We start from the raw sequence: 22,970 nt of genomic DNA, 5'->3' as shown, positions 1-22,970 counted from the left end.
TCAATCAAAAGGCGGCTGATATATTCTTTCGCTAACATCCTACAAACGTTCCCTTGTTATCGCTTTACGCTTAGCGCTTTTCTCAATAGGGTATGATTATTCTAGGCCTTATATCATCTAATCTGGTGAGATAATGAAAATACGAGAAATGACCCAGACGGACTTTCAGCAATTTTGGCCCGTATTCCAAGAGATTATCGTAGCGCAAGAAACCTATGCCTTTGACCCAGAAATGAAGGAGAGTACAGCGCAGCATTTATGGCGAGTTTCGCCTTTGCGCAGTTTCGTTGCCGAAGAAGATGGGACAATTTTAGGTAGCTATTATCTGCGGGCCAATGCCGCGGGCCCCGGCGATCATGTTTGCAACTGCGGGTTTATGGTAAGTCCATCTGCTCGCGGTAAAGGTGTCGCTAGGCGGCTTTGTACACATGCACAGCAGGTTGCTAAAGCGGAGGGTTTTGTTGCAATGCAGTTTAACAGTGTTGTATCGACTAACCAGATGGCGGTGAACTTATGGTTAAGTATGGGGTTTAGCGTGATTGGTCGTGTGCCTCAGGCCTATCGCCATGCGACACTTGGTCTAGTTGATAGCTTAATTATGCACAAGTTTTTGTAATCGAAGGAAAACGCTACTAACAAAGGATTTAAAAATGGAATTTCAGACAGTGCTTCTTTTTATTCTCGCGTCGCTTTCAATCAATCTCATTCCGGGCCCAGATGTTGTCTACATCGTTTCAAATACAATGCGCGGTGACTTCAAAGCGGGTATCAAAGCCTCGCTTGGCTTGGGAGCTGGATATCTTGTTCATACGGTCGCGGCAGTGTTTGGGCTGTCAGCACTCATTGTCAGTTCAGCATTTGCGTTTAGCGTTATCAAATATCTCGGTGCGGCGTATCTGCTGTATTTAGGCATTACGGCATTGCGTAACGCGATTCAAGGCCGCAGTCAGTTTTCTATAACGACTCACGACGATCAAAAAGCGCAGCGTGTTTTTCGTCAAGGTGTGATAGTCAGCGTATTGAATCCAAAAGTTGCTCTGTTTTTTCTCTCCTTCTTGCCCCAGTTCATCGATGTGACATCGGGCGCTGCGACGCAAGAGCTTATGATGCTAGGTCTTCTTTTCAGTCTGCTTGCCACTGGTTGCAATCTCACTTATGCACTGTTAGGTAATTTGATATTTAGTAGTGCGAAAGCCAAACAATTATCTGGCTGGATTGAAGGTGCCTCAGGGGTGCTATTGATTGGATTAGCGGGAAAAATAGCTTTCAGCCGTAATTGAGGATAGAAAATCAATGGAACTGTATGGACGAGCAACATCGTTTAATGTGCAAAAAGTGCAGTGGATGTTGGCTGAGCTGGGATTGAATTTTTCGCATATTGAAAAAGGAGGGCGCTTTGGCGGCTTAGATGAGCCTGAGTTTGCGGCTTTGAACCCCATGAAGAAAGTGCCAGTCCTTGTTGATGGTGAAAAGGTCATTTGGGAATCACACAGCATTATTCGTTACCTGATTGCGGAGTATGGTGACCAAGAGTGGTACCCGTCGTCGGCTTATTCGCGTTCGCTTTATGAACGATGGATGGATTGGTCGCAGGTGATTTTCCAGCCCCATTTTATGGCCGTGTTTTGGGGCTATTACCGCATGCCACCCTCAAATAGAGATTGGCCAGCTATCGACGCCGCACTTGCCCGATGCAATGAATGTTTAACGCAATTAGAGCAACAGCTAGCAAGGCAGCCATTTTTAGCGGGTGAAATGATGACGGCTGCAGATATCACTGTTGGCGCAATACTTTATCGATTGACAGAGCAAGGGTTGTCGGTGCCCTTACCGCCTAATGTGCGCAAGTGGTACAACGGCATACAGCAACGCGATGGTTATCAAAGGTACATCATGAGTGATTTTAGTGAGCTCAAACATCGTGAAGACTATTAGGCTTAAGTAATGGCGATATTGGTATCGTAGATGGGATGAGGTGGTCATGAAGAAAGTGGTGATAGTCACTGGTGGAGGGCGTGGTATCGGTGCGGCAACGGCAAAACGGCTTGCTCAACAGGGCTATGCTGTGTGTGTCAATTATCGGTATCGCCATGCGGATGCTGAAGGTGTCGCAGCGGCGATTCGAGAGGAAGGCGGAGAAGCGTTCGCGTTTTCTGCGGATGTGGCAAATGAACATGATGTTATCCAGCTGTTTGATGCCACTGAATCACGGTTTGGTAAAGTGACGCACTTGGTAAATAATGCGGGCATTTTATTTGAACAAACGAGTCTGAAGCAGATTTCGTTACAACGTTTTCAGCAAGTCATGACCAATAATGTCACTAGCTGCTTTTTATGCTGCCGTGAAGCGGCTAACCGCATGAGTAGAGGCGGGGCGATTGTCAACGTTTCTTCTGCCGCGTCACGATTAGGGGCGCCGAATGAATATGTGGATTATGCCGCATCAAAGGGAGCGATGGATAGTTTAACGATTGGCTTAGCGCAAGAGCTTGCCCCTGAGGGTATTCGGGTAAATAGCGTGAGGCCTGGGCTTATTTACACTGAGATGCATGCGGATGGCGGAGAGCCAAATCGGGTTGACCGCTTGGCCTCGCATTTACCCCTTCGTCGAGGAGGCACGCCGCAAGAAGTCGCAAATAGCATTGCTTGGTTACTCTCGGAAGAGGCGAGTTATGTGACGGGCTCTTTCATTGATATCGCTGGCGGACGCTAATAGTGAGCGCTCCTACCCCTGCTATGCCTCACGCTATCGCAGAGCATTTACTTGCTTACCCCGCAAGTGTGCTGCTTCGTATGCATCAACTTCGCGCATTGATTTATGAGGTCGCCACGTCAAAGCATCAGCAAGTCAACGAGTCGTTAAAATGGGGTGAGCCTAGCTTTCATGTTAATGGAGGAAGTCCGGTCCGACTTGGCTGGAAGGCCAGTACTCCCGAGGTGTGCTATGTGTATTTTCATTGTCAAACCAAGCTCATCGCTACCTTTCGCGAACGATTTGAAGAGGCGCTGGTTTTTTCTGGCAATCGCGCAATTGTTCTCTCATTAGATGCCCCTTTCCCTGAACTGACGATCAGACGCTGCCTTGAAGTCGCTTTTGAGTACAAAAAAAGAAAGGCACTGCCTTTGCTCGGCCTATAACGCGAGTTCGGCTTCGATTAACCGCCCAGTGAAGGTGTCATTACGAACGATGTACTCTGCATTTCGGACCATTTCATATTGGACATGTGAATAGAGTTCGTTGTGACTAATGTCGATACAATCTTGAGGCTGTCGGCTCGGCACTATGCCTCCCACTCGAATGTGGTAAGGAGACAGCTCTTTTGACCAACTTTGTGTGATGCTAGAGATAAGTGCCCTCGTGCCACTGACCGGTTGCTGATTGGAAGTTTGAAAATTATCCGCTACGTTAATGATCACGCCAGATTGATGGTGCTCTGCCATTTGAGATGCCGCCACATGACCAAACTGAAAAAGTCCACTCACTACATCGGTCATGTTTTCGCAATACGTTGCAACGCCACCATGATCAAAAAGGCTTGGTAAGGGAGAACTTCGCCAGCAATTGATGAGGACCTTTATCGGGCCAAAGTCGTTGCGAATGGTCTCGAAACAGTTGGTAACTTGGCCTTGCTCCCGGCTGCTAATGGGAAAAGCTATGCAACTACCATTGAGGCTTTCACATGCGCGATGGGTTAAGTTCAACATAGGCTGATCACAGTCTATAAGAACGGTCGTGGCCCCTAAGCTAGCAAAATGTAAAGCGATTGCCCGTCCCATCGGACTACCTGCTTCGGTAACAACGACAAGTGTCTGTTCGATTTTCATTGCTTGCTCTGCCTGCGAGTAATTGTGTTGACGTGATACTCCATTGTGGACAGAAGGTAGGAAATCGTGTGAATAGAATGTTAAGAAGGTGAGCTTTATCATGCTCTATCTTGCGAATTATAAGTTGGGTCACAAAAAGGTGGTGAACAACGGAAAGAGGCGAAAGGTGTATATACGAGAGCTGGCTCAAGATGCTTGTTCAGCGTGAATTTCTTGGTTTGCTATCGATGCCTAGGTGTGCCATCGACGAGTTGTTTTGAAGTGCTAGCCGACGCAATCAAAAAGTATAGGGAGTGCAAGTCATTAGACTTGCACATTGAGTTCCCGAGCGCGCTTAGATAGCGTCAATGCATCTAGGAGTTTCTTCGGTGTTGCATTGGGCTCCACTGGGGAAGACTCAGCGAGTCGCCTTCGAAGGTGACCATCGAAGTTATGATAGACCTGCTCAGGGTAACCGTACGTATCTCGTGGTGGGTGAGTGAGTGCTGACGGGGCCGCGTAATGCTGGAGTAAGGCTGCGCTTATTCCTCCCTCGTGAAACGCATTGGCTTCGTGTTCACCTCGCTCGTAGCTGAGGTCATCGCCAACTAAAGATTGCTGTTCAGCGAGCTCAAATTTCGCACGCAACGCGGCTTCGGAGTTGTCTGGCAAGTCGAGTTTATCCAGCGGCTCGTGTTCACGCACGTCCGGGGATAACATGGCCAGCAGCAGCGAAAAATCAGCGCGATGGCCCCGCGTTACCGATTGGTTTAAACGCGGCCCAAGCTGCACCTCATTAATGAGCTGTGCTTTGTCGAGGTTATGCACTTTCATTATAAAATGGTCAGTTTCAGAACACCTAAACAACAAAAATTATGAAATAAGACGCTATCTCTTTCATCGCTTCTGAGATCTCGCCTTCGCGACTTACTTGAGTATATTTATCGCCTTGGATCCGTGAGACTTTAGGCTTTTTTGTGAAGAAGGGGTTTAAGTGGTGAATAAATCAGCACCGGGAGGCGGCTACAGCATGAAGGGAGGCGTTGAGGCTACCTGAAGTGATGACAAACTGTCTCAGGCAGCCAAACTGATGCGCTACTCAAGGGTTTTGACCGCGCGTTGGATGCGGTCGAGCGCTTCCGTGAGCGTCTCTTCTGAACAAGCAAAATTGAGGCGGACAAAGCGACGATCGCCAAATTGTAATCCCGGTGACAAGCCGACCCCGTGTTGCTCAAAGAAGTCGTGGGGATTGTTGACAGGCAGTTCGCTGGCATCTATCCAAGCGAGATAGGTTGCCTGTAAGCGTGTCATCCTTAAACCGGGTAAGTTGTTGATGGCATTATAAACGCGCTCATGTTGCTGACGTAAGAAATCGAGTTGGGATTGTAGCCAAGGCTCTCCATCCGAGTAGGCGGCGATAGCTGCGCTGAAGCCGAGGACATTGACGTGAGGGATTAGCCCCGCCATGGCTCGCGTGAAGCGTTGACGTAACTTCGGATTGGGAATGATTGCCATCGAACAGCCCAGACCCGCAATGTTAAATGTTTTCGATGGCGCCATTAGTGTAATAGAACGCTGCGCGGCGTCTTCATTAAGACTGGCGTAGGGAATATGGCTTACTGTTTCATCAAGGATTAGGTCGCAATGGATTTCATCACTGCAAACAATCCAATTCTCTGTTTTGGCTCGCGCATCAAATTTCAGTAGTTCTTGATGGCTAAATACAGTTCCCCCGGGGTTTAACGGGTTGCAGATCATGGCCAATTTCGCCCCTGAGTTAAGTGTTGGCATGTCAGGGAGCCATCGCGTGTGGTGCAGATGCACTTGTTGAAACACGGGTTCTCGTTTTGCCATTTTAATAGCAGAACGAAAGGGAGGATAAATGGGTGATGGACAGAGCACCTTATCGCCTGAGTCGGTCAGCGCTTGTACCGCGAGATTGAGACCACAGACTAACCCGGGCAGATAGACAATGGCTTCGGGGTCAATATGCCATTGATATTTTTCAGCAAACCGTTGAACAAGTAGTTGTGTCAGTTGCTCTGGCTCACGCCCATATCCGTAGACACCGTGTTCGACGCGATCGTGAAGTGCCTTGATAATGCACGGCGGGGATTGGAAGTCACTGTCTGCGACCCAGAGAGGTAACACGGAATCATTTTCTTGCTGAGGGCTTAGATAAGTTTTACCGCTGTATTTTGCCCACTTTTCGCTGTCAGAACCTTGGCGATCGGGGAATATCATCGTCATAGACGGCCTTCCTTGGAATAAAAAAATGCCTCAAAAACGTTGAGGCATTAGATGTTATCACTCGTGCGTACCGAACTGTTTCGCGGACCAAGCAACGCGTTCTGCCGGTTTGGGGTACTCAAGTTGTTCACCCATTCGCTCAATGAGCTGGAGTCTAGGTAATAAGCCGGTATTGTTGGCAATCTGAATGGCGAGACCCGGGCGGGCGTTGAGTTCCAACACCATAGGGCCGCGTCGTTTGTCCAGTACCATGTCTGTGCCCATGTAGCCAAGCCCGGTCATTTCCCACGCGCTCGAAGCCAAATGTAGTAAGCGCTCCCAATGCGGCACTTGCAGGGTGCGAAGATCTTTCCCGGTATCAGGATGATGGGTCACAGGTTTGTTAAACTGCACCGCGTTAATGGCCTTACCCGTCGCGATATCGATACCAACACCCACGGCACCTTGGTGAAGATTCGCTTTCCCATCCGAAGCGGCGGTAGAAAGACGCATCATTGCCATTACCGGGTAGCCTTTGAAGACGATGATGCGAACATCAGGTACCCCTTCGTAGCTAAATCCATCAAAGACATCATCGAACTCGATGAGGTTTTCTACCATGGCAACATCATTTTTGCCGCCAAGAGAGAAGAGCCCTGCCAGCGTATTGGTGATGTGGCGCTCAACGTCCTGCTTACCAATCGTTGCGCCCGACGGCTTAGTGTAAACACCGTCTTTGTGAGATGTAATGACTAAAATGCCCTTACCACCCGAACCTTGCGCAGGCTTTATCACAAACCCGGGCCATTCTTCGACCATTTTGTGAATGCGTTTAACTTCTGCTTGGTTATCAACAATGCCAATTAACTCAGGCACGGTTGCGCCGTGCTTTTGAGCGATGACTTTCGTCTTCAGCTTGTCATCGACCAAGGGGTACTTGGTACGGTCGTTATAACGACTGATGTAGCTGATATTGCGTTGATTCATCCCCATGATGCCTTTGGTTCGAAGGCGAAATGGCGAAGTGAACTGAGACAACAGACTCATCAGTCCTCCGCCAGTGGTTTGAATCGACGCAGCTCGCTGAGGCGATAGCCAGTGTAGTTACCTAGCACGAGAATCAACGCAAGAATAAGGAACTGAAGGCCAATAAAGTTGAAGGTGAGATGACGAATAATGTCACTCGTCATTGCGGCATATACCATGACGGCGGTCAGCAACGAGCCACCACCTTGAACAAGGACTTCTTTTGCGCCTTCCTCTTCCCAAAGGATGGACATCCGCTCAATCGTCCACGACAAGATAATCATCGGGAAGAAGGTAATCGTTAACCCTTCAACTAAGCCGATTTTGTAAGCGGTGACCGTAAATGCGGAAATGATCAAAATAACCGTGATAATGACCGCGGATATTCGCGCAACTAGCAATAAATTGAGTTTTGATAGGTAGCTACGGATGACAAGACCAACGCCGACAATGAGCACAAAGCCTACGATACCTGTTAGCAATTGAGTCTGTACAAATGACATTGCAATCAACACGGGCATAAAGGTGCCCGACGTTTTCAGACCGACCAAAATACGCAGGAAGACGACAACCAAGGCGCCAATCGGTACAAGCATGATGCCTTTAAACATCGCCTGTTCTTCAATTGGTAAGCTATGAATAGAAAAGTTAAGCAGGTTATCAGCGATGACTTTCTGCTCAGTGGCTGCTCTCGGCGTAATGTCTTGTGAAATATAAGAGAAGCTAACGGTACTGTTCTGGCCACCAATTACGTCAAGTAGCGACATATTTGATTGATTCCAAATGAGTAGGTTTTCAGGCTTACCACTGTGGCCCGTTGTCGCGTCAAAGAGCAGCCATTGCTCCCCATCCCAGATCTGGATCATCGGTGTCACTGATTGGCGACGACGTCCATCTTCGAGCATTAGACTGCTAACAATCTTCGCTGGGATAGCTTCCATCGCTAAAAGCGTGGTAATCAAATCTTCGCGATCAAAGTAGTTTAGCAATAGCCCCGCATTCTGGTTATTCACGTCGCTGAACTGCATGATGACTTGTCGGGTGAATGTGACGTCATCGGCAGACTGTTGTCTGGCCGTTTCGATAAGTGCTTCCGCCGCTTTTTGCTGTGAGCCGTCGAACATTAGGCGAGGCGATACCGATTCTGGCGCTTCATTGGCGAACTGAGCCTGCGTATCGACGAGCATTTGTGTTTTGTAATAGAGGATTTGGCGGCCTTCCGCTTCACGAATCGACCATTCGACTCGGCGGCTATTGTCATTGTCGATCATGGCGACGCCATAACCGGGAGAAGACGTTGTCTCATTGATCAAAGTAAAGCCTGGCTGCGTCTCTGGCGCAGCAAGTGACACCTTAACGGCCTCACCAATGGCTTCAAATTCTACTCGCGCTTCCAATTCCCAGACTTGCGCGGAACGGTTAGGAAGCAAAGGCACACCATACGTGACGTGGCGATGCCAAGTGAGGGAGAGACCTCCGATAATCAACAGCGTGATGAGGAGGTAAAAGGGAGTTCTTGAAACCATAGTTTCCTCAATGGATTTTATAAATTCGGTCGCAGCGAAACGTTACTTTTCAGTTTTTGTCGGCTTTCCTTGCACATAAGTGCGGCCGACATCGACAACGGCGATATCTTGGAAGAATTCACGGCCTAGTAGTACCGGGAACTCCATTTGCGTGCGGTCAGCGAGCGTGAACTGAGTACGCTCGCGCAGGTCGCCAATTCTCACCCAAGCTTCAATGACCGGACGACGGTCAGCGTCTTCGCTATTGGATTGACGGATTTTTACCCAGCGAATGACACGGGCTTCAACGAGTTCCTCTTTGCCTGCTTGGTCATCTGCTGTGTGGGCAAGGTTAAAACGTACCCAAGTTTTGCCCTCTCGTTCAAACTGCTGAATGTTCGTGGCATTCAGCGATGAGGTGGTTGCGCCGGTATCGACACGGGCACGGAAATAGCTATCTACCATGTCTAGCCAAACCCACTCTTGTGCGCCAAGCAGTGTTTTTTGGCCAGCATCGCTATCGACAGTGGGAGAGGAGGGGGCTTGGGGTTCGGGCTTACGCAAGCTCTGGCCATCAGCAGAATGGGCAACTTTAGAGATGAGTAGGTTTGTTCTATCAAGTGAGTAACCGAGAGTGGCGATTTGCTGCTCAAGTTGACTAAGCAGCTCTGACTGAGACTCAATGCGTTGATTAAGGTCGTCGATTTGCGTATTCAGTTTGGTTTCGATTTGCTCGAGCGAGTTGATGGTTTCTTGTCGTGCCAGATCATGATCTTTTTGGGTCATGACACACCCAGAGAGGAAGGCGAGGGTCAAAATTGGCAAACTACGGCGAATCATCAAAATCTCCTGAATGATTACTACTTGATTTATATAGCGCTAGTGTAGCTTAGCGAGGGGGAGGCGAAAAGCAATCCCCCGCTGAAATTACGATTAATGTGGATTAGTTGCTACTAAAATCGCACGTTTTGGAGCTGGATAACCTTCAATCGTCTTCGTTGGGTCATTTGGATCGAGGTAGTCCGGTAATGAATTGTGTGTCATCCATGTTGTCGTACGCTGTTCGTCAGTGGTAGTAACACATTCATCAACAATGCGAACGTCAACAAACCCGGTCTGCTCCAACCACACCTTCAGCGCACGAGCGGAAGGGAAAAAGAAGACATTCCGCATCTGTGCGTAGCGATCTGTTGGTACCAAGACCGCCGTTTCATCTCCTTCTATGACCAAGGTTTCGAGTATCAGTTCGCCACCTTTGACGAGTTGATTCTTTAGTTGCACTAAATGGTCAAGTGGGGAACGGCGGTGATAAAGCACCCCCATACTGAACACGGTGTCAAACGCACCAAGTTCAGGCAGCTGTTCAATGCCCAAAGGGAGAAGGTGGGCACGTTGGTCATTCCCCATCAGTTTTCTGACCGCTTCAAACTGAACGAGGAAAAGGTGTGATGGGTCGATTCCGACGGTGAGTTCAGCGCCTTCACCCAACATGCGCCACATGTGGTAGCCATTACCACAGCCCACGTCCAAGACGTAACGTCCTTTTAAAGGGGAGATGTGAGGTAGCACCCGGTCCCATTTCCAATCTGAGCGCCACTCAGTATCGATGTGGATGTCGTGGAGATGATAAGGGCCTTTTCGCCACGGGTGGAAAGTGCGAAGCAGATTCTCCAACTTCGCTTTTTCTCCATCATAAAGCGGCGTGTCGTTACTGATAGTGACAGAAGACTGTAAATCAATATTATCCGGTTGCGCAGTGGGGAGCTTTTTGAGTACCCGCAACCATTTCGGCATATCACCATGCTCTGCGTTTTGCCAATCCGTGAGCTGTTGGGGCAGGGTGTTGAGCCAACCATTAAGACGGTTTTTGGCAATCAGTTGATAAAAGTCCGAAAAGTCGAATTTCATGTCACTACCTTATAGGTGAACCATTGTTGTTACTGGGTTACTTGATGGCAAACATCGAGCCAAAATTGAAGCATTGGAACCAGACTTCAACACTACTAAAGCCGATTTCGCCTAAACGCTCTTTGTGCAGAGCGATAGAGTCAGGGCGCATGACATTTTCAATGGCACTGCGTTTTTGGCTGATCTCTAGTTCGCTATAGCCATTGGCACGTTTGAAGTCGTGATGAAGATCGATCAGCAACTCGTTGGCATTACTATCTTCAAACACGTATTTTTCAGACAGAATTAAAATGCCACCCGGGCGCAGTCCCGCGTAGATTTTTCGCAGTAGGGCATCACGGTCAGCAGGTGCAAGGAATTGCAAAGTAAAGTTCAGTACAACCACCGAAGCGTTGTCGATTTTCACATCACGAATATCCGCTTCAATAACCTCGGCTTCGGTATCGCTGCGATAAGCAGAAACATGCAGTCGGCAACGTTCAACCATTGCGGCAGAGTTGTCGACCGCAATGATCTTACACCCTTCCGCTTTAATTCCTCTGCGCATTGAGAGTGTGGCAGCGCCGAGCGAACAGCCCAAGTCATAGATATGGGAATGAGGTTTCGCAAATCGTTCTGCGAGCATGCCGATTGCGGAGATGATGTTACTGTAACCCGGCACAGAGCGTTGGATCATGTCGGGAAATACTTCCGCTACTCGCTCGTCGAACGTGAAGTCGCCGAGTTTATCAATGGGGGCGGAAAAGATGGTATCTCGTGGTGCCATTTTGAATCTTACCTAAGCTGAACAGCGGGCCTATGGGTGCCAAATTTACAAAGCGCGCTATTGTAGGGGATATTAGCAGCGATGTCTTGCCTTGTACCTGCCTATCCCCGCAGTTTATGTCGCATCGACAAGCAGAATTGACACTCGTTTGACATAACTGATTTATTTCCACTCAATCGGTTGCGAGTGGTGAGAGACATTGACCTTGTTCCAACAGAAAAGAGGATTATTCTTTAGTAACCATGCTATCTAAAAAGTTTCTAGGGTGTATGCCGTAGTGTTCTTCAAAAAGCGCGTGGGTGCTTCCATCTTCTTGCATTCTTTGCAAAGCTCGAAAAAAACGTGTCGCGATTGAATCTGATGTCGAGCGATGAGTTTGGTTCTTGAAAGACAGAGGCAGAGAGGAGCGATAATCTGGGTTAGCTTCTGAGTTGTACAGGGGAGACTGGCGGGAAAAACCGAGCAGCAAGGGTTGATAGCCGCCACAGCAGTGGTAATGAAAGCGCACTCGTTCTCTGTCTGGGTGGGACTTTAAATAATAGCTAAGTTCAGCAATTTCCGCCTCAAAGAAGTCTGCTTTATTAGTGACGATCATTTCTATTGCGGTATGAAAATTGAGCTCAGGTGGGGTTTTGAAGTTGATGTTTTGAGGCAGTCCATCTGGCACTGGCCCACCGAGTGACAGTAACAGTGTTTTTCCTTCGAGCTGGCGGTAGTCAGTCACTTCTCGCACCTCGGCCAAAGTGAGTCCAACGTTGAGCGACGGCAAACCATTGATGGCAAAATGGATATGTTCAGCGCGCTTTTCGGTAAAGGTAAAACCTGGGTAGAAATCTATCTCTCCACTATTAAGCATTCGCATTAGGCGCTGCTTGGGCAGACGAATAATGGTGAGCTTGCAGCCAATTCTTTGCGCAGCTTCTTCATAGAGTGCTTTATAGATCCCACTGTTGTCTGGGGCGGCGGCTATCTTGGGAATGCGAGAGGTCGTACGGTAGCCCATTTTTAACTCGCAGCTCAGTGCTGGTATTGAAGTAAGACTGATGAGACATGCAAGCAGAAGCAATCGAACCATGACAGTGTCCAACGTTTTGAATGAAAGGTCGTTTTAAGTATAAGCAATAATAGAATGTTTATTGCGGATGTGTCTGTCATTGTTGAATTCGGCAGAATAGGTGTTCTCGCAGACATAAAGTCGTTAAACTATGCGCCCTGCTAATCAATGACTTCTTTCTAGCGAGATCACTATGTCTTTTTCTTCATTGGGTTTAAATCCGACGATCGCCGCCGCTGTCGCTGCGTTAGGGTATGAAAAGCCAACCAACATTCAAACCCAAGCGATACCTTTGATTCTCGAAGGGCGAGACTTGATTGCCGCCGCGCAAACAGGTACAGGTAAAACGGCTTCATTTGTATTGCCTTTGCTAGAAAAGCTCACTGAAGGCAAAACCCAAAAGAAAAAACGCGCCCGTGCGTTGATATTAGTGCCGACTCGCGAACTCGCGATTCAGGTCAATAATAGTATTAAGCAATACAGTCACGGTTTGCCAATCCGTTCGATGGCGATGTTTGGCGGGGTTGATCTTGCGCCTCAAAAACAAGCGTTGATTGAAGGGGTGGATATTGTGGTCGCGACACCGGGGCGATTACTGGACCTTTATGGACAGAGAGCTATCTATTTCGAAGAGATGGAAGCGGTTGTGCTCGATGAAGCGGACCGAATGCTCGATCTCGGCTTTATCGAAGATATTAATAAAGTGATAGCTCGCTTACCTGACAATATTCAAACCTTGTTGTTTTCGGCGACACTGTCTAATCCCGTGCGTGAGCTTGCGCGGACGGCAGTCTCTGATCCCGCTGAAATCACGATCACCAAACATAGCGCGTCGAAAAGGGAGATTTCACAATGGTTGATTACCGTCGATAAAGATCAGAAATCAGCCTTACTGAGTCAGCTTCTTAATGAAAATCGTTGGGAGCAAGTACTGATCTTCATTGAGACCAAACACGGTGCGGCGAAGCTGGTCACCCAATTAGAAAAACGTGGCATAGCTGCTGATGCTATTCATGGCGGGCGGAGTCAAGCTGCTCGCGAAGCCGTGTTTGAGAAATTCAAATCTGGTCAGTTGCAATACTTGGTCGCCACAGGCGTTGCCGCACGTGGTTTAGACATTGAGGGGTTACCCTGTGTCATCAATTATGACCTGCCTTATCCAGAGGATGAATATGTGCATCGTATCGGTCGTACTGGGCGCGCAGGGGCGAAAGGTGAAGCGGTATCCTTAGTATCCAAAGATAATTTTAAAAATCTTTGCATGATAGAAAGCCGTATGGGGCATTTGATTGAGCGCAGAGAAATAGCGGGTTTTGTACCTAAAAAGCCAGTGCCTGTATCGATACTCAATTATGTGCCCAAGGCGAAACGGCAACAAACGGAGAACGGGGGGCGGTCTGAACGCGCGCCACAACGCAGAACAGACAAGCGAAATAGTCGTAAATCGTAAACTAACGATCAAACACAACGACGTTCGCGCCACTCTTAGTGCGAGGATAGAGGCCAGCAGGGTTACAACAGTGACAATTGTTGGTCTTTGGGGTTTTCCAGTAAAGGCGGCAAATCAGGGAGTGTAGACACCTGTTGTTGTAATCGCTGATACAAGGCTTGCGCGAGCTCCGGACCAAAGTGGTTGTCGGGAGTATGGATCATCAAGTAGGGCGACTTTCCTTCATTAAGCCATTGGGAGATTTTGGTTGTCCAGCTTTCAAAGAAAGGTAAGTTGGCGCGCCAATCCTCAATGGTGTTATCTCGATCAATACCGATAAACCGAATCATCGGGGTCTCAGCGGTGGCGATGGCATGAACGGGGACGCGAGGCTTTTTTTGCTGCGCATCTATCAAGGCCGCATCGTCGCGAACGTGAGAGAATACTGGGCGAGAATCCATAATGATGCGGTTGGCTTGATGTTCAATCAGCATGGCATTGAGGCGGCGTTCGTCGTCGCCTTTTTGGAAAAATGCAGGATGGCGGACTTCCACACCCATCGGCAGGCCTGCTGGCATCTGGCGTAAAAATTTCTCTAAATCCTGTACCTGCGCAGGACCAAAATTAGCAGGTAGCTGAATCTTCCATATTCCTGTTTTTTCGATCGTCGGTGACATTGCCTCAAAGAAATCACGTACTGATTGCTGTGAGTGTCGCAGTTGCTGCTGATGCGTAATCATTTGGGGGAGTTTGAAGGTAAAGCGAAACGTGTCATTCACCGCCGATGCCCATTGATTTGCAACAGTTCGAGACGGTGTGGCGTAAAACGTTGTGCTGCCCTCTACGGTGTTGAATACGCGTGCGTAGTGAGCCAATCGTTCACTGGTTGGCGCCCCTTTGCCATAGAGGCATTGTTGCCAAGCACTGCTTGACCATTGCGCGAGACCGAGATAAAGCACGCCGTCTTCCTTGCGTTGAGAACCCGAGCAGATTGTGCCTTTCTCGGATGAGGGGTGCAATAGCTCACGTGTTTGTGCGCTAGAAAAGCACGTTGTCAGCCCAAAATCATCACAATTGCTGCTTTAATGCGCAAACTCAGTAAAGTTTCCGATATCTGCCTTTACCAAGAGCAAGGGTTTTCCTTTATAATGGCAAGTCATTTATAGATTCGTGCGGATAGTGATGTCAGCGACGATGAAATGGACACCCTGAGGCGGTTAAGCGCTCTCAGACAGGACTTTAGCAACTATTATCTATCGGGATTTTGATATGCGCACCCAATATTGTGGTCACCTGAACGCGTCCCATGCGGGACAAACTGTAGAGCTCTGCGGCTGGGTTAACAAACGCCGTGATTTAGGCGGTCTGATCTTCATCGATATGCGAGATCGCGAAGGCATCGTTCAGGTTGTTGTCGATCCGGATATGAAAGATATTTTCGAAACGGCTAACCAATTGCGTGGTGAATTCTGTATTCGTATCACGGGTGAAGTGCGTCAGCGTCCTGAAAGCCAAGTCAATAAAGATATGGCGACAGGTGAAGTTGAAGTCATTGCAAAAGGTTTAGAGATCATCAACCGTGCTGACGTTCTGCCGCTTGATTTCAACCAGAATAACTCTGAAGAGCAACGCTTAAAGTATCGCTACTTAGATCTGCGTCGTCCAGAAATGAGCAACAACATTAAAATGCGTGCTAAAGCCTCTGCCTTTGTACGCCGTTTTATGGACGAGCACGGCTTTTTGGATATCGAAACGCCTGTTCTGACCAAAGCAACACCGGAAGGCGCGCGTGATTATCTAGTACCGAGCCGCGTGCACAAAGGTAGTTTCTATGCGTTACCACAATCACCTCAGCTGTTTAAGCAGTTGCTGATGATGTCCGGCTTTGACCGTTACTATCAAATTGTTAAGTGCTTCCGTGATGAAGACTTACGAGCGGACCGTCAGCCAGAGTTTACTCAGATTGATATTGAAACGTCTTTCATGAGCGCAGAAGAAGTGCGTGCCAAGACTGAGCAACTCGTTCGTGAAATGTGGCAGTCCTTGCTGGACGTAGAGCTTGGCGACTTCCCAATCATGCCTTTCGAAGAAGCGATGCGTCGTTTTGGTTCGGACAAGCCTGATCTTCGTAACCCGCTTGAGATGGTTGATGTCGCAGACATTCTTAAAGATGTTGAGTTTAAAGTTTTCTCAGGCCCAGCAAATGACCCGAAAGGGCGTGTTGCCGTGATTCGTGTACCAGGCGGTGCGCAAATGTCACGTAAGCAAATTGATGAATACACCAAATATGTGGGCATCTACGGCGCGAAAGGTCTTGCTTGGATGAAAGTGAATGACCGCGCTGCTGGTTTTGAGGGCGTGCAGTCTCCGATTGCTAAGTTCTTGAACGAAGAAGTGGTTGAAGCGCTACTGACCCGAACCAACGCGGAATCTGGCGACATTATTCTATTCGGTGCCGACAGCGCGAAAGTGGTGACTGAAGCGATGGGCGCGTTGCGTTTGAAGCTTGGTCTTGATTTCGAACTCACTGATTTGAATGCGTGGGCACCGCTATGGGTTGTAGACTTCCCGATGTTTGAGGAAGATGATGAAGGTAACTTGCATGCAATGCACCATCCATTTACCTCACCACTGGGTGTATCACCTGAAGCCTTGAAGGCGAACCCAGCAGAAGCAAACTCTGACGCCTACGACATGGTAATTAACGGCTATGAAGTGGGTGGTGGCTCTGTGCGTATCCATAGTTCTGAAATGCAATCTGCTGTGTTTGACATTCTGGGTATTGAAGCGGACGAGCAGCAGCAGAAGTTTGGTTTCTTACTTGATGCACTCAAGTACGGCACGCCACCGCATGCGGGCCTAGCCTTTGGTTTAGATCGTCTTGTCATGTTGCTTTGTGGTACCGAGAACATTCGTGATGTTATTGCCTTCCCGAAAACAACGGCCGCAGCCTGCCTGTTGACGGATGCGCCAAGTGTTGCCAACCCAGCGGCGTTGGAAGAGCTTGCTATCGCGGTGACCGCTGCAAAAGAGAGCGGCGACGCAGAGTAACAAAGAAAGCGGGCATCAAGCCCGCTTTTTACTTTTTAAAGGTGCGTTTAGGCAACACGCTTAAGCGTGTTTATTCTCGTAAACCTATGACAGCACCGCTTCAACTATCATTCCTTAGAGGTAAGGCTGTTTAAGCCGTCTGTGATACCTCGTCAGACAATAACGGAGTTTATTATGGCTGGTCATAGTAAGTGGGCCAATATTCGTCACCGTAAGGCAGCGCAAGATGCCAAACGCGGTAAAATCTTTACCAAGTTAATTCGTGAGATAGTCGTGTCAGCGAAAGAGGGCGGCGGTGAGCCAGAAAACAACCCTCGGCTACGTGCGGCTATTGATAAGGCCTTGTCGAACAATATGACACGTGACACGGTGAATCGCGCAGTATCGCGTGGCGCGGGTGGTGAAGGGGATGATAACGTAGAAACCGTTGTCTATGAGGGGTATGGGCCTGGTGGTACGGCTGTGATGGTTGAATGTATGACGGACAATCGCAACCGGACTGTGTCTGGTGTACGTCACGCCTTTTCTAAAGCGGGCGGTAACTTAGGCACTGATGGCAGTGTGAATTATCTCTTCGATAAAAAAGGCGTCATCTCTTTTGCACCGGGCCTTGATGAAGAGGCGGTGATGGATGCGGCCCTAGAAGGGGGCGCGGATGACGTAGAGACACACGACGATGGTGCTATCGATGTGTTCACCACGCCAGCCGACTTCGGCAGTGTGAAAGATGCCTTAGACGGCGCTGGGTTTGAAGCGCAAAATGCAGAAGTTTCATTGATTCCGTCAACGAAAGCAGAGCTTGACGCTGAAACTGCCCCTAAACTACTGCGCCTCATTGACGCCCTCGAAGATCTCGATGATGTGCAAGAGGTTTATCATAATGGTGATATTTCTGATGAAGTAGCGGCTTCACTTTAATGTCTATTATTTTAGGGATAGATCCTGGCTCAAGAGTGACGGGGTATGGTGTCATTCGACAACGTGGTCGCCACCTTGAGTATATGGGGAGCGGCTGTATTCGCACCTCCTCGACTGAATTACCAGAGCGATTGCGGCAGATTTATGCGGGTGTCGCAGAAGTGATTACTCAGTTTTCTCCCGATAATTTTGCTATCGAACAAGTCTTTATGGCAAGAAATGCCGATTCTGCGCTGAAGTTAGGGCAAGCACGTGGCAGCGCCATTGTTGCGGCCGTTAATGCGGGTCTGCCAGTGAGCGAGTATGCGGCGCGCCTCATTAAGCAAGCGGTAGTGGGTAATGGCGGTGCGGATAAGACACAAGTTCAGCATATGGTGACCTCTGTCCTTAAGTTAACAGCCACACCACAGGCCGATGCCGCAGATGCTTTGGCCGTTGCGATCTGTCATGCCCATACCAACAAAACGTTGATCGCCATGTCAGGTCAAGCGCGCAGTGCGAGGCGCGGCCGCTATCGTTAACTTAGGTGTGTAAGTTTACTCTAGGCGCAGTAGTGATTGGCGCGTGTAAAGCCTGCGGATTATTCGCAGGCTTTTTTAGTTACGGCGTATCACGAATAGGTCGAGACGAGATGACTTTCCTAATGGGAGGCTTACGGCGCTTGATCTCTGCATTAAATGTGTTTGAAAAGGAAAGTGTTGGATATTATTCCTTCCTTCCTTCCTTCCTTCCTTCCTTCCTTCCTTCCTTTGCCTTGGCGCGCTAGGCCGCTTCTGAATCCTATGGTGGTTTGTGTACATCTGTCTTTTGAGTGCAAACGTGGCCACGCTTCTATTGCTGGCTATCTGAAAGCAACGTTTCAATATGACAGAGAATGCTGTGACGCATTTCCAACATCAGCGACCAGTTACTGAAAAGAAATCGATTGCACTGTCATTACCTGCAAAAGAGAAAACGTTAATTACAATTTTTTTGGACTTGAGTGCATAGAAATAAATCAAAACAGAGATGGCAACCAATATTCGGATAAGCATATTTATTCACAGGAATTTAAGTATTAGAGTAAGTATTTAGACCTTACATTCAATTTAACGTTCGTCGGACTTTTTATTTTTGTTGTTTGTTGAACAGTCTCGCCGCTGAATGAGAGTCACGCTATTGAGCGGCCAATAAAATCAGATGGGTTGAATAGTACACAGGTTGAATTGTGCGTGAAACAATTGATCTACATAAACTTAACGTGTTGATATGTTGAGAATTGTTAGTTTTTGTCATCTAATGCCTTGTCTGGTGTGGTTTTTGCCAAAAAATGAAATGACATGTCGCTATCAATAAGATTAACATTTTTAGGAGTGTTTATTTTTGAGACGCATTTGACTCAAAAGTGCCAATTTGATGGCTGAGTGTCAGTTTTTTGTCAAAAGGGGGTGACAGTCTATTATTAATCGTATAACTTACCACTTTCTTTGAGTGGTAAGGAATACGCATATGATGATTCAGATTCGACGTCGTTGGTATCATAAACTAGTGGGTATACGCGCGATTTGGGTGAATCAGGAAACAGGTGAAAAAAAATACCTACGTGATGGTTCTGCTATTTAAATAATCGCAAAATAAAGTAAGACAGTTAAATAAATAGAATTAAAAACAACGTTTCTGTTTTGCTATTACATTTCATTAGGGCATGTGTTTTTGAAAACCGCTTTTTGTCTCCTTAAAGCGGCTTTTTGTTCTCATCACTGGATTTTGCATTTGGTCTCGTTATGAGTTCAGCCACATGCCCGCTCTTCAATGATAGGTTTAACGTATCGAAATAATCTCCTTGGGGTGCATCAATACGTTTGCTTGCCGTGTCTTATTGTTTAGCTTCGCCCCCCATCCTGCCAAATAGAAGTCAAATCCCGCTTTCTCGGCGGCTATCATGTCCATTTCGGTGTCGCCAAAGTAAACACATTGGGTTGCAGTTGCGTTTGATCCCTTTAAGTAAGCGAGCATAGGCTCCGGGCTTGGTTTATGCTCTCGGCTATCTTCGGCACAAATTACCACATCGAATAAGTGCTTTATCTTTTGCCATAGCGGTTCTTTTTCTAAGCCATCGCGGCGTCTTGACGTGATGACGCCTAGCCGAATCCCTTTCTGCTGCAACTGGTTCAAAATTTGCACCATGCCTTCAAAGAAATAGATGTGGCTTGAAAACATGTCGACGTGATCGATCCAATGTTGGACTAAGTCTTCTCGCGCTGGGTAACCGAGTCGATTGAGTGTCTCTTCGGCTGAAAAAGGCGCAATAAAGGCAAGATCTGCTTCGCTATAATCTCTATTAGCAAAGTGTTTCATCACGTATTGTAGTGATTTGATCATTGCCTTTTCCGTGGCGATAACTGTGTTATCAATATCAAAGATGTAGTGCTTGTCCATAAATTGCCGTCTTGCTCAGGTTATAAAAGTAGCGACAACGCTATCGACTTTTTAACGAATATTCAATCTGTTGCGTTAATAAGACCAACCGATTTTACTCTGAAAGCTGTTTAAGCCAACGGCTTAAGGCGAGCATTTCGTGTTGACGAGCTCGGCTTCTTTTATAAGTGAAGTAGAAAATGTCACCCGTTTCGAGTTCATGGAGCGGAATTTTAACCAGGTATTGCTCGCGGTCTTGTTCATTCATCTGATAATCGTTAACCAACGCGATACCTTGATCATAGCGAGCTGCTTCAATCGACAGTAGCATATGACTGAAGTGAACTATCTTTGCGTTGCTCGGTAGGGTTATCCCGCCTTGCTGGCACCACGCTTCCCAGTCTTTGCCTCGCACTTTGAAGGCTGACACCGCCGAGAGTAATGGGAATTGCCATAAGGCATCCGGCAGTGGCGCGTTTTCTATTTGCTTCCATAGTTTTCGGCCACACACGGGATAGAACTTCTCAACATAGAGCTTTTCATTGACGTACCCTCGACTGGGAGGGGAGACGGTAATAAAGCAGTCACCAACGCTGTCGTTAATGTCAGGGTCATCACCAACCATGTTCAGAGAAAGGTCGATGTCGGGGTGCAAGTGGCGGAAGTTTTCGAGGTGCGGCACTAGCCATTTCACGGCGAGAGAACTATAGATCGCGAGACGAATCGCCCCTTTCTCTCCGTCTCTGACCCTTTGTGTTGCTGTCGCGATGGTCTGCATCGCGCCACTGATTTCATCATAATATCGCTCGCCGACCGTCGTCATTGACAGTTTTCGTCCTTGGCGAACAAAGAGCGCTTCGCCGAGGTAGTTTTCTAGCAGTTTTACCTGATGGCTGACGGCACTTTGCGTGATATGTAGCTGCTCAGCGGCGGTTGAAAAACTGTTCAACCTTGCAACGACTTCAAAGGCTTGCACTGCTTTTAGAGGGGGAGTCTTCATTATCTAAAAAACTAATACTCGTCGAATAAATATCATTATTTTTCATGCTATGAGATCCCGTATGCTTATTCAACACAAACCTTATCCTCTGATCAGCCCGACGGTGTTTAGCTGAGCTTAAAGGGGAAGGATGATTTAAAAAATGCAGTAGGAGAAATCATGAAGTTGTCGGTTGGTGGCGCAATGGGATTGCTGGTTTTTGGAAACATCGTTGCTGTTTTCTCGGACGCCTTGATAAAGAGTGTTGCGCAAGATGTCCCTGTCTTTCAGTTTGTGCTATTCCGACAGATCACTGCGGTACTGATGCTATTGCCATTTTGTTTAAAAGAGACCCGGGAAACGCTTATGCAGGGTCTTAAGTGGCATGTTGTTCGGGCGCATGTCTGGCTGCTAGGGGCCATTTTCATGTTTTTCGCCATTCAACACCTCTCTTTAGCCACCGCGAATGCGATTTTCTATGCAGCACCTCTCATGATGCTGCCGCTTGCATTCATGATGTACCGTGAGCAGCTCAGTCGACACTCGATTTTAGCCGGTGTCATGGGCTTCGTTGGTGTACTTGTTATCATTCGACCCACAGACATTAGTTGGGGAGCATTAGCGGCACTGGTCGTGGCGTTTGCGCTTGCGATGAATAATTTGCTGATCCGAAAACTGCCCACGACACAAAGTGTTGCGGTCACTCTGTTCTTGACCAATATCGCTGGCATCCCTCTATCTACAGGACTCGCGGTTTGGCAAGGTGGCACTTGGCACTGGTCCTCGATGATGACGGCAGCGGGTTCAAGCTTCTGTATCCTTATTTACGCGGCAACATGCGTTGTTGCTTATCGCGCTGCAGACAGTAACAAGATTGCCAGTGCGGAATACAGTGGTTTGTTAGGCGCAGTGGCAGTCGGTATATGGTGGTTTGGTGAAATGCCGGATTGGGCGATGGCGATAGGCGCAACCATGATTATCATGCCACTGTGGTGGTTAAGTCATGTTGAGAAAAAACGTCGTCGCCAAGAAGCCACAGAGACAAAAGCGACTGGCAAAGCGACAGGCCTTGATAACAGTGATGTGCCTGAAATGGCCTAATGATATGGGGGCGAAGGGCTCTTAGCCTTGCTGCAAGAGCCCATCACATCGTCAGACTTGTGAGGTGACGCGCTGAGAAAGGTAACCTTAGCCGCAGAATTGAGCGGGTAAAGGTGAATAGGGCTGGATATCCATCCAGCTCTTTACTATTCTATGGCAAATTTACTAAGAGAGTTAAAGCAGTCGTGATTGGACGTTTACGCGGAAATTTGGTGGAAAAGATGCCACCAGAAGTCGTTATTGAAGTCGGTGGTATTGGTTACGAAGTACAGATGCCAATGAGTTGCTTCTATGAACTCCCAGAAGTGGGGCAGGAAGCGATTATCTATACTCACTTTGTTGTGCGAGAAGATGCGCAGCTACTTTATGGCTTTAATACTAAAAGTGAGCGTGCACTCTTTCGCGAAGTTATCAAGGCGAATGGCGTTGGTCCTAAACTTGGTTTAGCAATACTGTCGGCTATGACGGCTAGCCAGTTTGTCTATTGTGTCGAGCATGATGACCTGACCACATTAGTAAAAATCCCCGGTGTCGGCAAAAAGACGGCTGAACGCTTAATTGTTGAGATGAAAGATCGTCTCAAAGGCTGGGGTGAAGGTGATTTGTTTACCGCACCAGATGCAGCCGCAGCGTCTAATCATCTGCCGGTGGCTAAGCAAGCGAATGCCGAGGATGAAGCCGTCAGTGCTTTGGTCGCATTAGGATATAAAGCGCCGCAAGCCGCCAAAGTGGTATCACAAGTTGCGCAGCCAGAAATGAGTAGTGAAGCGATGATTCGCGAAGCGCTGCGCAGTATGGTGTAA

The 22,970-nt window shown here is 48.0% G+C and carries 23 protein-coding genes; 11 read left to right on the top strand and 12 right to left on the bottom strand.

The window, feature by feature from the left end; genetic code table 11:
* Nucleotides 1–133: 133 nt before the first annotated feature.
* From TSUB_RS10665 to TSUB_RS10645, 5 genes are read left to right on the top strand one after another with little or no spacing between them, the layout of a single operon-like run.
* Nucleotides 134–616 carry a GNAT family N-acetyltransferase gene (locus tag TSUB_RS10665; RefSeq protein ID WP_202819784.1) on the top strand — a complete coding sequence of 161 codons (483 nt, stop codon included), beginning with the start codon at nucleotides 134–136 and terminating at the stop codon, nucleotides 614–616.
* A gap of 34 nt (nucleotides 617–650) precedes the next feature.
* A complete protein-coding gene (locus tag TSUB_RS10660) occupies nucleotides 651–1,280 on the top strand; it encodes a LysE family translocator (protein WP_087026038.1) in 630 nt (209 codons plus the stop codon).
* Nucleotides 1,281–1,293: 13 nt separating this feature from the next.
* Nucleotides 1,294–1,935 carry a glutathione S-transferase family protein gene (locus TSUB_RS10655; protein WP_087026041.1) on the top strand — a complete coding sequence of 214 codons (642 nt, stop codon included), beginning with the start codon at nucleotides 1,294–1,296 and terminating at the stop codon, nucleotides 1,933–1,935.
* A 46-nt stretch (nucleotides 1,936–1,981) separates the two neighbouring features.
* On the top strand, nucleotides 1,982–2,713 hold the full coding sequence (locus TSUB_RS10650; RefSeq protein ID WP_087026044.1) for a glucose 1-dehydrogenase: 732 nt from the start codon (nucleotides 1,982–1,984) through the stop codon (nucleotides 2,711–2,713).
* Between the two features lie 2 nt (nucleotides 2,714–2,715).
* Complete coding sequence (locus tag TSUB_RS10645) at nucleotides 2,716–3,138, top strand: DUF1801 domain-containing protein (RefSeq protein WP_414718331.1); 423 nt, start codon at nucleotides 2,716–2,718, stop codon at nucleotides 3,136–3,138.
* Here the strand turns inward: TSUB_RS10645 and TSUB_RS10640 are convergent.
* From TSUB_RS10640 to TSUB_RS10600, 9 genes are all read right to left on the bottom strand, one after another.
* Nucleotides 3,133–3,825, bottom strand: a complete 693-nt coding sequence (locus TSUB_RS10640) for an SDR family oxidoreductase (RefSeq protein ID WP_159065044.1) — start codon at nucleotides 3,823–3,825, stop codon at nucleotides 3,133–3,135. The two genes, TSUB_RS10645 and TSUB_RS10640, sit on opposite strands and share 6 nt — an antisense overlap.
* Nucleotides 3,826–4,128: 303 nt before the next feature.
* Nucleotides 4,129–4,638: a VC2046/SO_2500 family protein gene (locus TSUB_RS10635; protein ID WP_087026055.1), complete on the bottom strand. Its 510-nt coding sequence runs from the start codon at nucleotides 4,636–4,638 to the stop codon at nucleotides 4,129–4,131.
* Nucleotides 4,639–4,899: 261 nt separating this feature from the next.
* Entirely contained in the window at nucleotides 4,900–6,054 is a 1,155-nt protein-coding gene (locus TSUB_RS10630) for a MalY/PatB family protein (protein ID WP_087026058.1), read from the bottom strand.
* Nucleotides 6,055–6,111: 57 nt separating this feature from the next.
* Entirely contained in the window at nucleotides 6,112–7,074 is a 963-nt protein-coding gene (locus TSUB_RS10625; RefSeq protein WP_192867883.1) for an alpha-L-glutamate ligase-like protein, read from the bottom strand.
* Nucleotides 7,075–7,079: 5 nt separating this feature from the next.
* Nucleotides 7,080–8,585, bottom strand: coding sequence for an inactive transglutaminase family protein (locus tag TSUB_RS10620; protein ID WP_087026064.1), 1,506 nt, complete (start codon nucleotides 8,583–8,585; stop codon nucleotides 7,080–7,082).
* 42 nt (nucleotides 8,586–8,627) lie between these two features.
* On the bottom strand, nucleotides 8,628–9,404 hold the full coding sequence (locus TSUB_RS10615; protein WP_087026068.1) for an ATP-dependent zinc protease family protein: 777 nt from the start codon (nucleotides 9,402–9,404) through the stop codon (nucleotides 8,628–8,630).
* Between the two features lie 93 nt (nucleotides 9,405–9,497).
* Entirely contained in the window at nucleotides 9,498–10,472 is a 975-nt protein-coding gene (gene cmoB, locus TSUB_RS10610; protein ID WP_087026071.1) for a tRNA 5-methoxyuridine(34)/uridine 5-oxyacetic acid(34) synthase CmoB, read from the bottom strand.
* A 37-nt stretch (nucleotides 10,473–10,509) separates the two neighbouring features.
* Nucleotides 10,510–11,238, bottom strand: coding sequence for a carboxy-S-adenosyl-L-methionine synthase CmoA (cmoA, locus tag TSUB_RS10605; RefSeq protein WP_087026074.1), 729 nt, complete (start codon nucleotides 11,236–11,238; stop codon nucleotides 10,510–10,512).
* 226 nt (nucleotides 11,239–11,464) lie between these two features.
* Nucleotides 11,465–12,241, bottom strand: a complete 777-nt coding sequence (locus tag TSUB_RS10600) for a substrate-binding periplasmic protein (RefSeq protein ID WP_159065045.1) — start codon at nucleotides 12,239–12,241, stop codon at nucleotides 11,465–11,467.
* Between the two features lie 244 nt (nucleotides 12,242–12,485).
* Between TSUB_RS10600 and TSUB_RS10595 the strand changes: the two genes are divergently transcribed.
* The gene (locus tag TSUB_RS10595) at nucleotides 12,486–13,742 is read left to right on the top strand and encodes a DEAD/DEAH box helicase (protein ID WP_087026079.1); all 1,257 of its coding nucleotides are present in this window, start codon (nucleotides 12,486–12,488) and stop codon (nucleotides 13,740–13,742) included.
* Nucleotides 13,743–13,804: 62 nt separating this feature from the next.
* Here TSUB_RS10595 and TSUB_RS10590 read toward each other — a convergent pair whose 3' ends face one another.
* Complete coding sequence (locus tag TSUB_RS10590) at nucleotides 13,805–14,680, bottom strand: DUF72 domain-containing protein (RefSeq protein ID WP_246616353.1); 876 nt, start codon at nucleotides 14,678–14,680, stop codon at nucleotides 13,805–13,807.
* Nucleotides 14,681–14,990: 310 nt separating this feature from the next.
* Between TSUB_RS10590 and aspS the strand changes: the two genes are divergently transcribed.
* The 3 genes from aspS to ruvC all read left to right on the top strand — a co-directional run bounded on the left by aspS (nucleotide 14,991) and on the right by ruvC (nucleotide 18,211).
* A complete protein-coding gene (aspS, locus tag TSUB_RS10585; RefSeq protein WP_087026082.1) occupies nucleotides 14,991–16,772 on the top strand; it encodes an aspartate--tRNA ligase in 1,782 nt (593 codons plus the stop codon).
* A 174-nt stretch (nucleotides 16,773–16,946) separates the two neighbouring features.
* Complete coding sequence (locus tag TSUB_RS10580) at nucleotides 16,947–17,690, top strand: YebC/PmpR family DNA-binding transcriptional regulator (RefSeq protein WP_087026085.1); 744 nt, start codon at nucleotides 16,947–16,949, stop codon at nucleotides 17,688–17,690.
* On the top strand, nucleotides 17,690–18,211 hold the full coding sequence (ruvC, locus tag TSUB_RS10575) for a crossover junction endodeoxyribonuclease RuvC (RefSeq protein WP_087026088.1): 522 nt from the start codon (nucleotides 17,690–17,692) through the stop codon (nucleotides 18,209–18,211). Before TSUB_RS10580 ends, ruvC begins: the two co-directional genes overlap by 1 nt.
* 1,279 nt (nucleotides 18,212–19,490) lie before the next feature.
* On the opposite strand, the gene TSUB_RS10570 is transcribed toward ruvC, so the two are convergent.
* Nucleotides 19,491–20,108 (bottom strand): HAD family hydrolase, encoded by a 618-nt coding sequence (locus TSUB_RS10570; RefSeq protein WP_087026091.1) that lies wholly within the window; start codon nucleotides 20,106–20,108, stop codon nucleotides 19,491–19,493.
* A 94-nt stretch (nucleotides 20,109–20,202) separates the two neighbouring features.
* A complete protein-coding gene (locus TSUB_RS10565; protein ID WP_087026094.1) occupies nucleotides 20,203–21,087 on the bottom strand; it encodes a LysR family transcriptional regulator in 885 nt (294 codons plus the stop codon).
* A 156-nt stretch (nucleotides 21,088–21,243) separates the two neighbouring features.
* On the opposite strand from TSUB_RS10565, the gene TSUB_RS10560 reads away from it, so the two are divergent.
* Nucleotides 21,244–22,167 carry a DMT family transporter gene (locus TSUB_RS10560; protein WP_087026098.1) on the top strand — a complete coding sequence of 308 codons (924 nt, stop codon included), beginning with the start codon at nucleotides 21,244–21,246 and terminating at the stop codon, nucleotides 22,165–22,167.
* Nucleotides 22,168–22,352: 185 nt separating this feature from the next.
* Complete coding sequence (gene ruvA, locus TSUB_RS10555) at nucleotides 22,353–22,970, top strand: Holliday junction branch migration protein RuvA (protein WP_087026101.1); 618 nt, start codon at nucleotides 22,353–22,355, stop codon at nucleotides 22,968–22,970.

This window comes from Thaumasiovibrio subtropicus (assembly GCF_019703835.1).
In the GTDB taxonomy this organism is placed as follows: Bacteria; Pseudomonadota; Gammaproteobacteria; order Enterobacterales; family Vibrionaceae; genus Thaumasiovibrio; species Thaumasiovibrio subtropicus.
The sequence above is the reverse complement of the archived record's forward strand: the minus strand, read 5'-3'. Positions and strand labels throughout refer to the sequence as shown.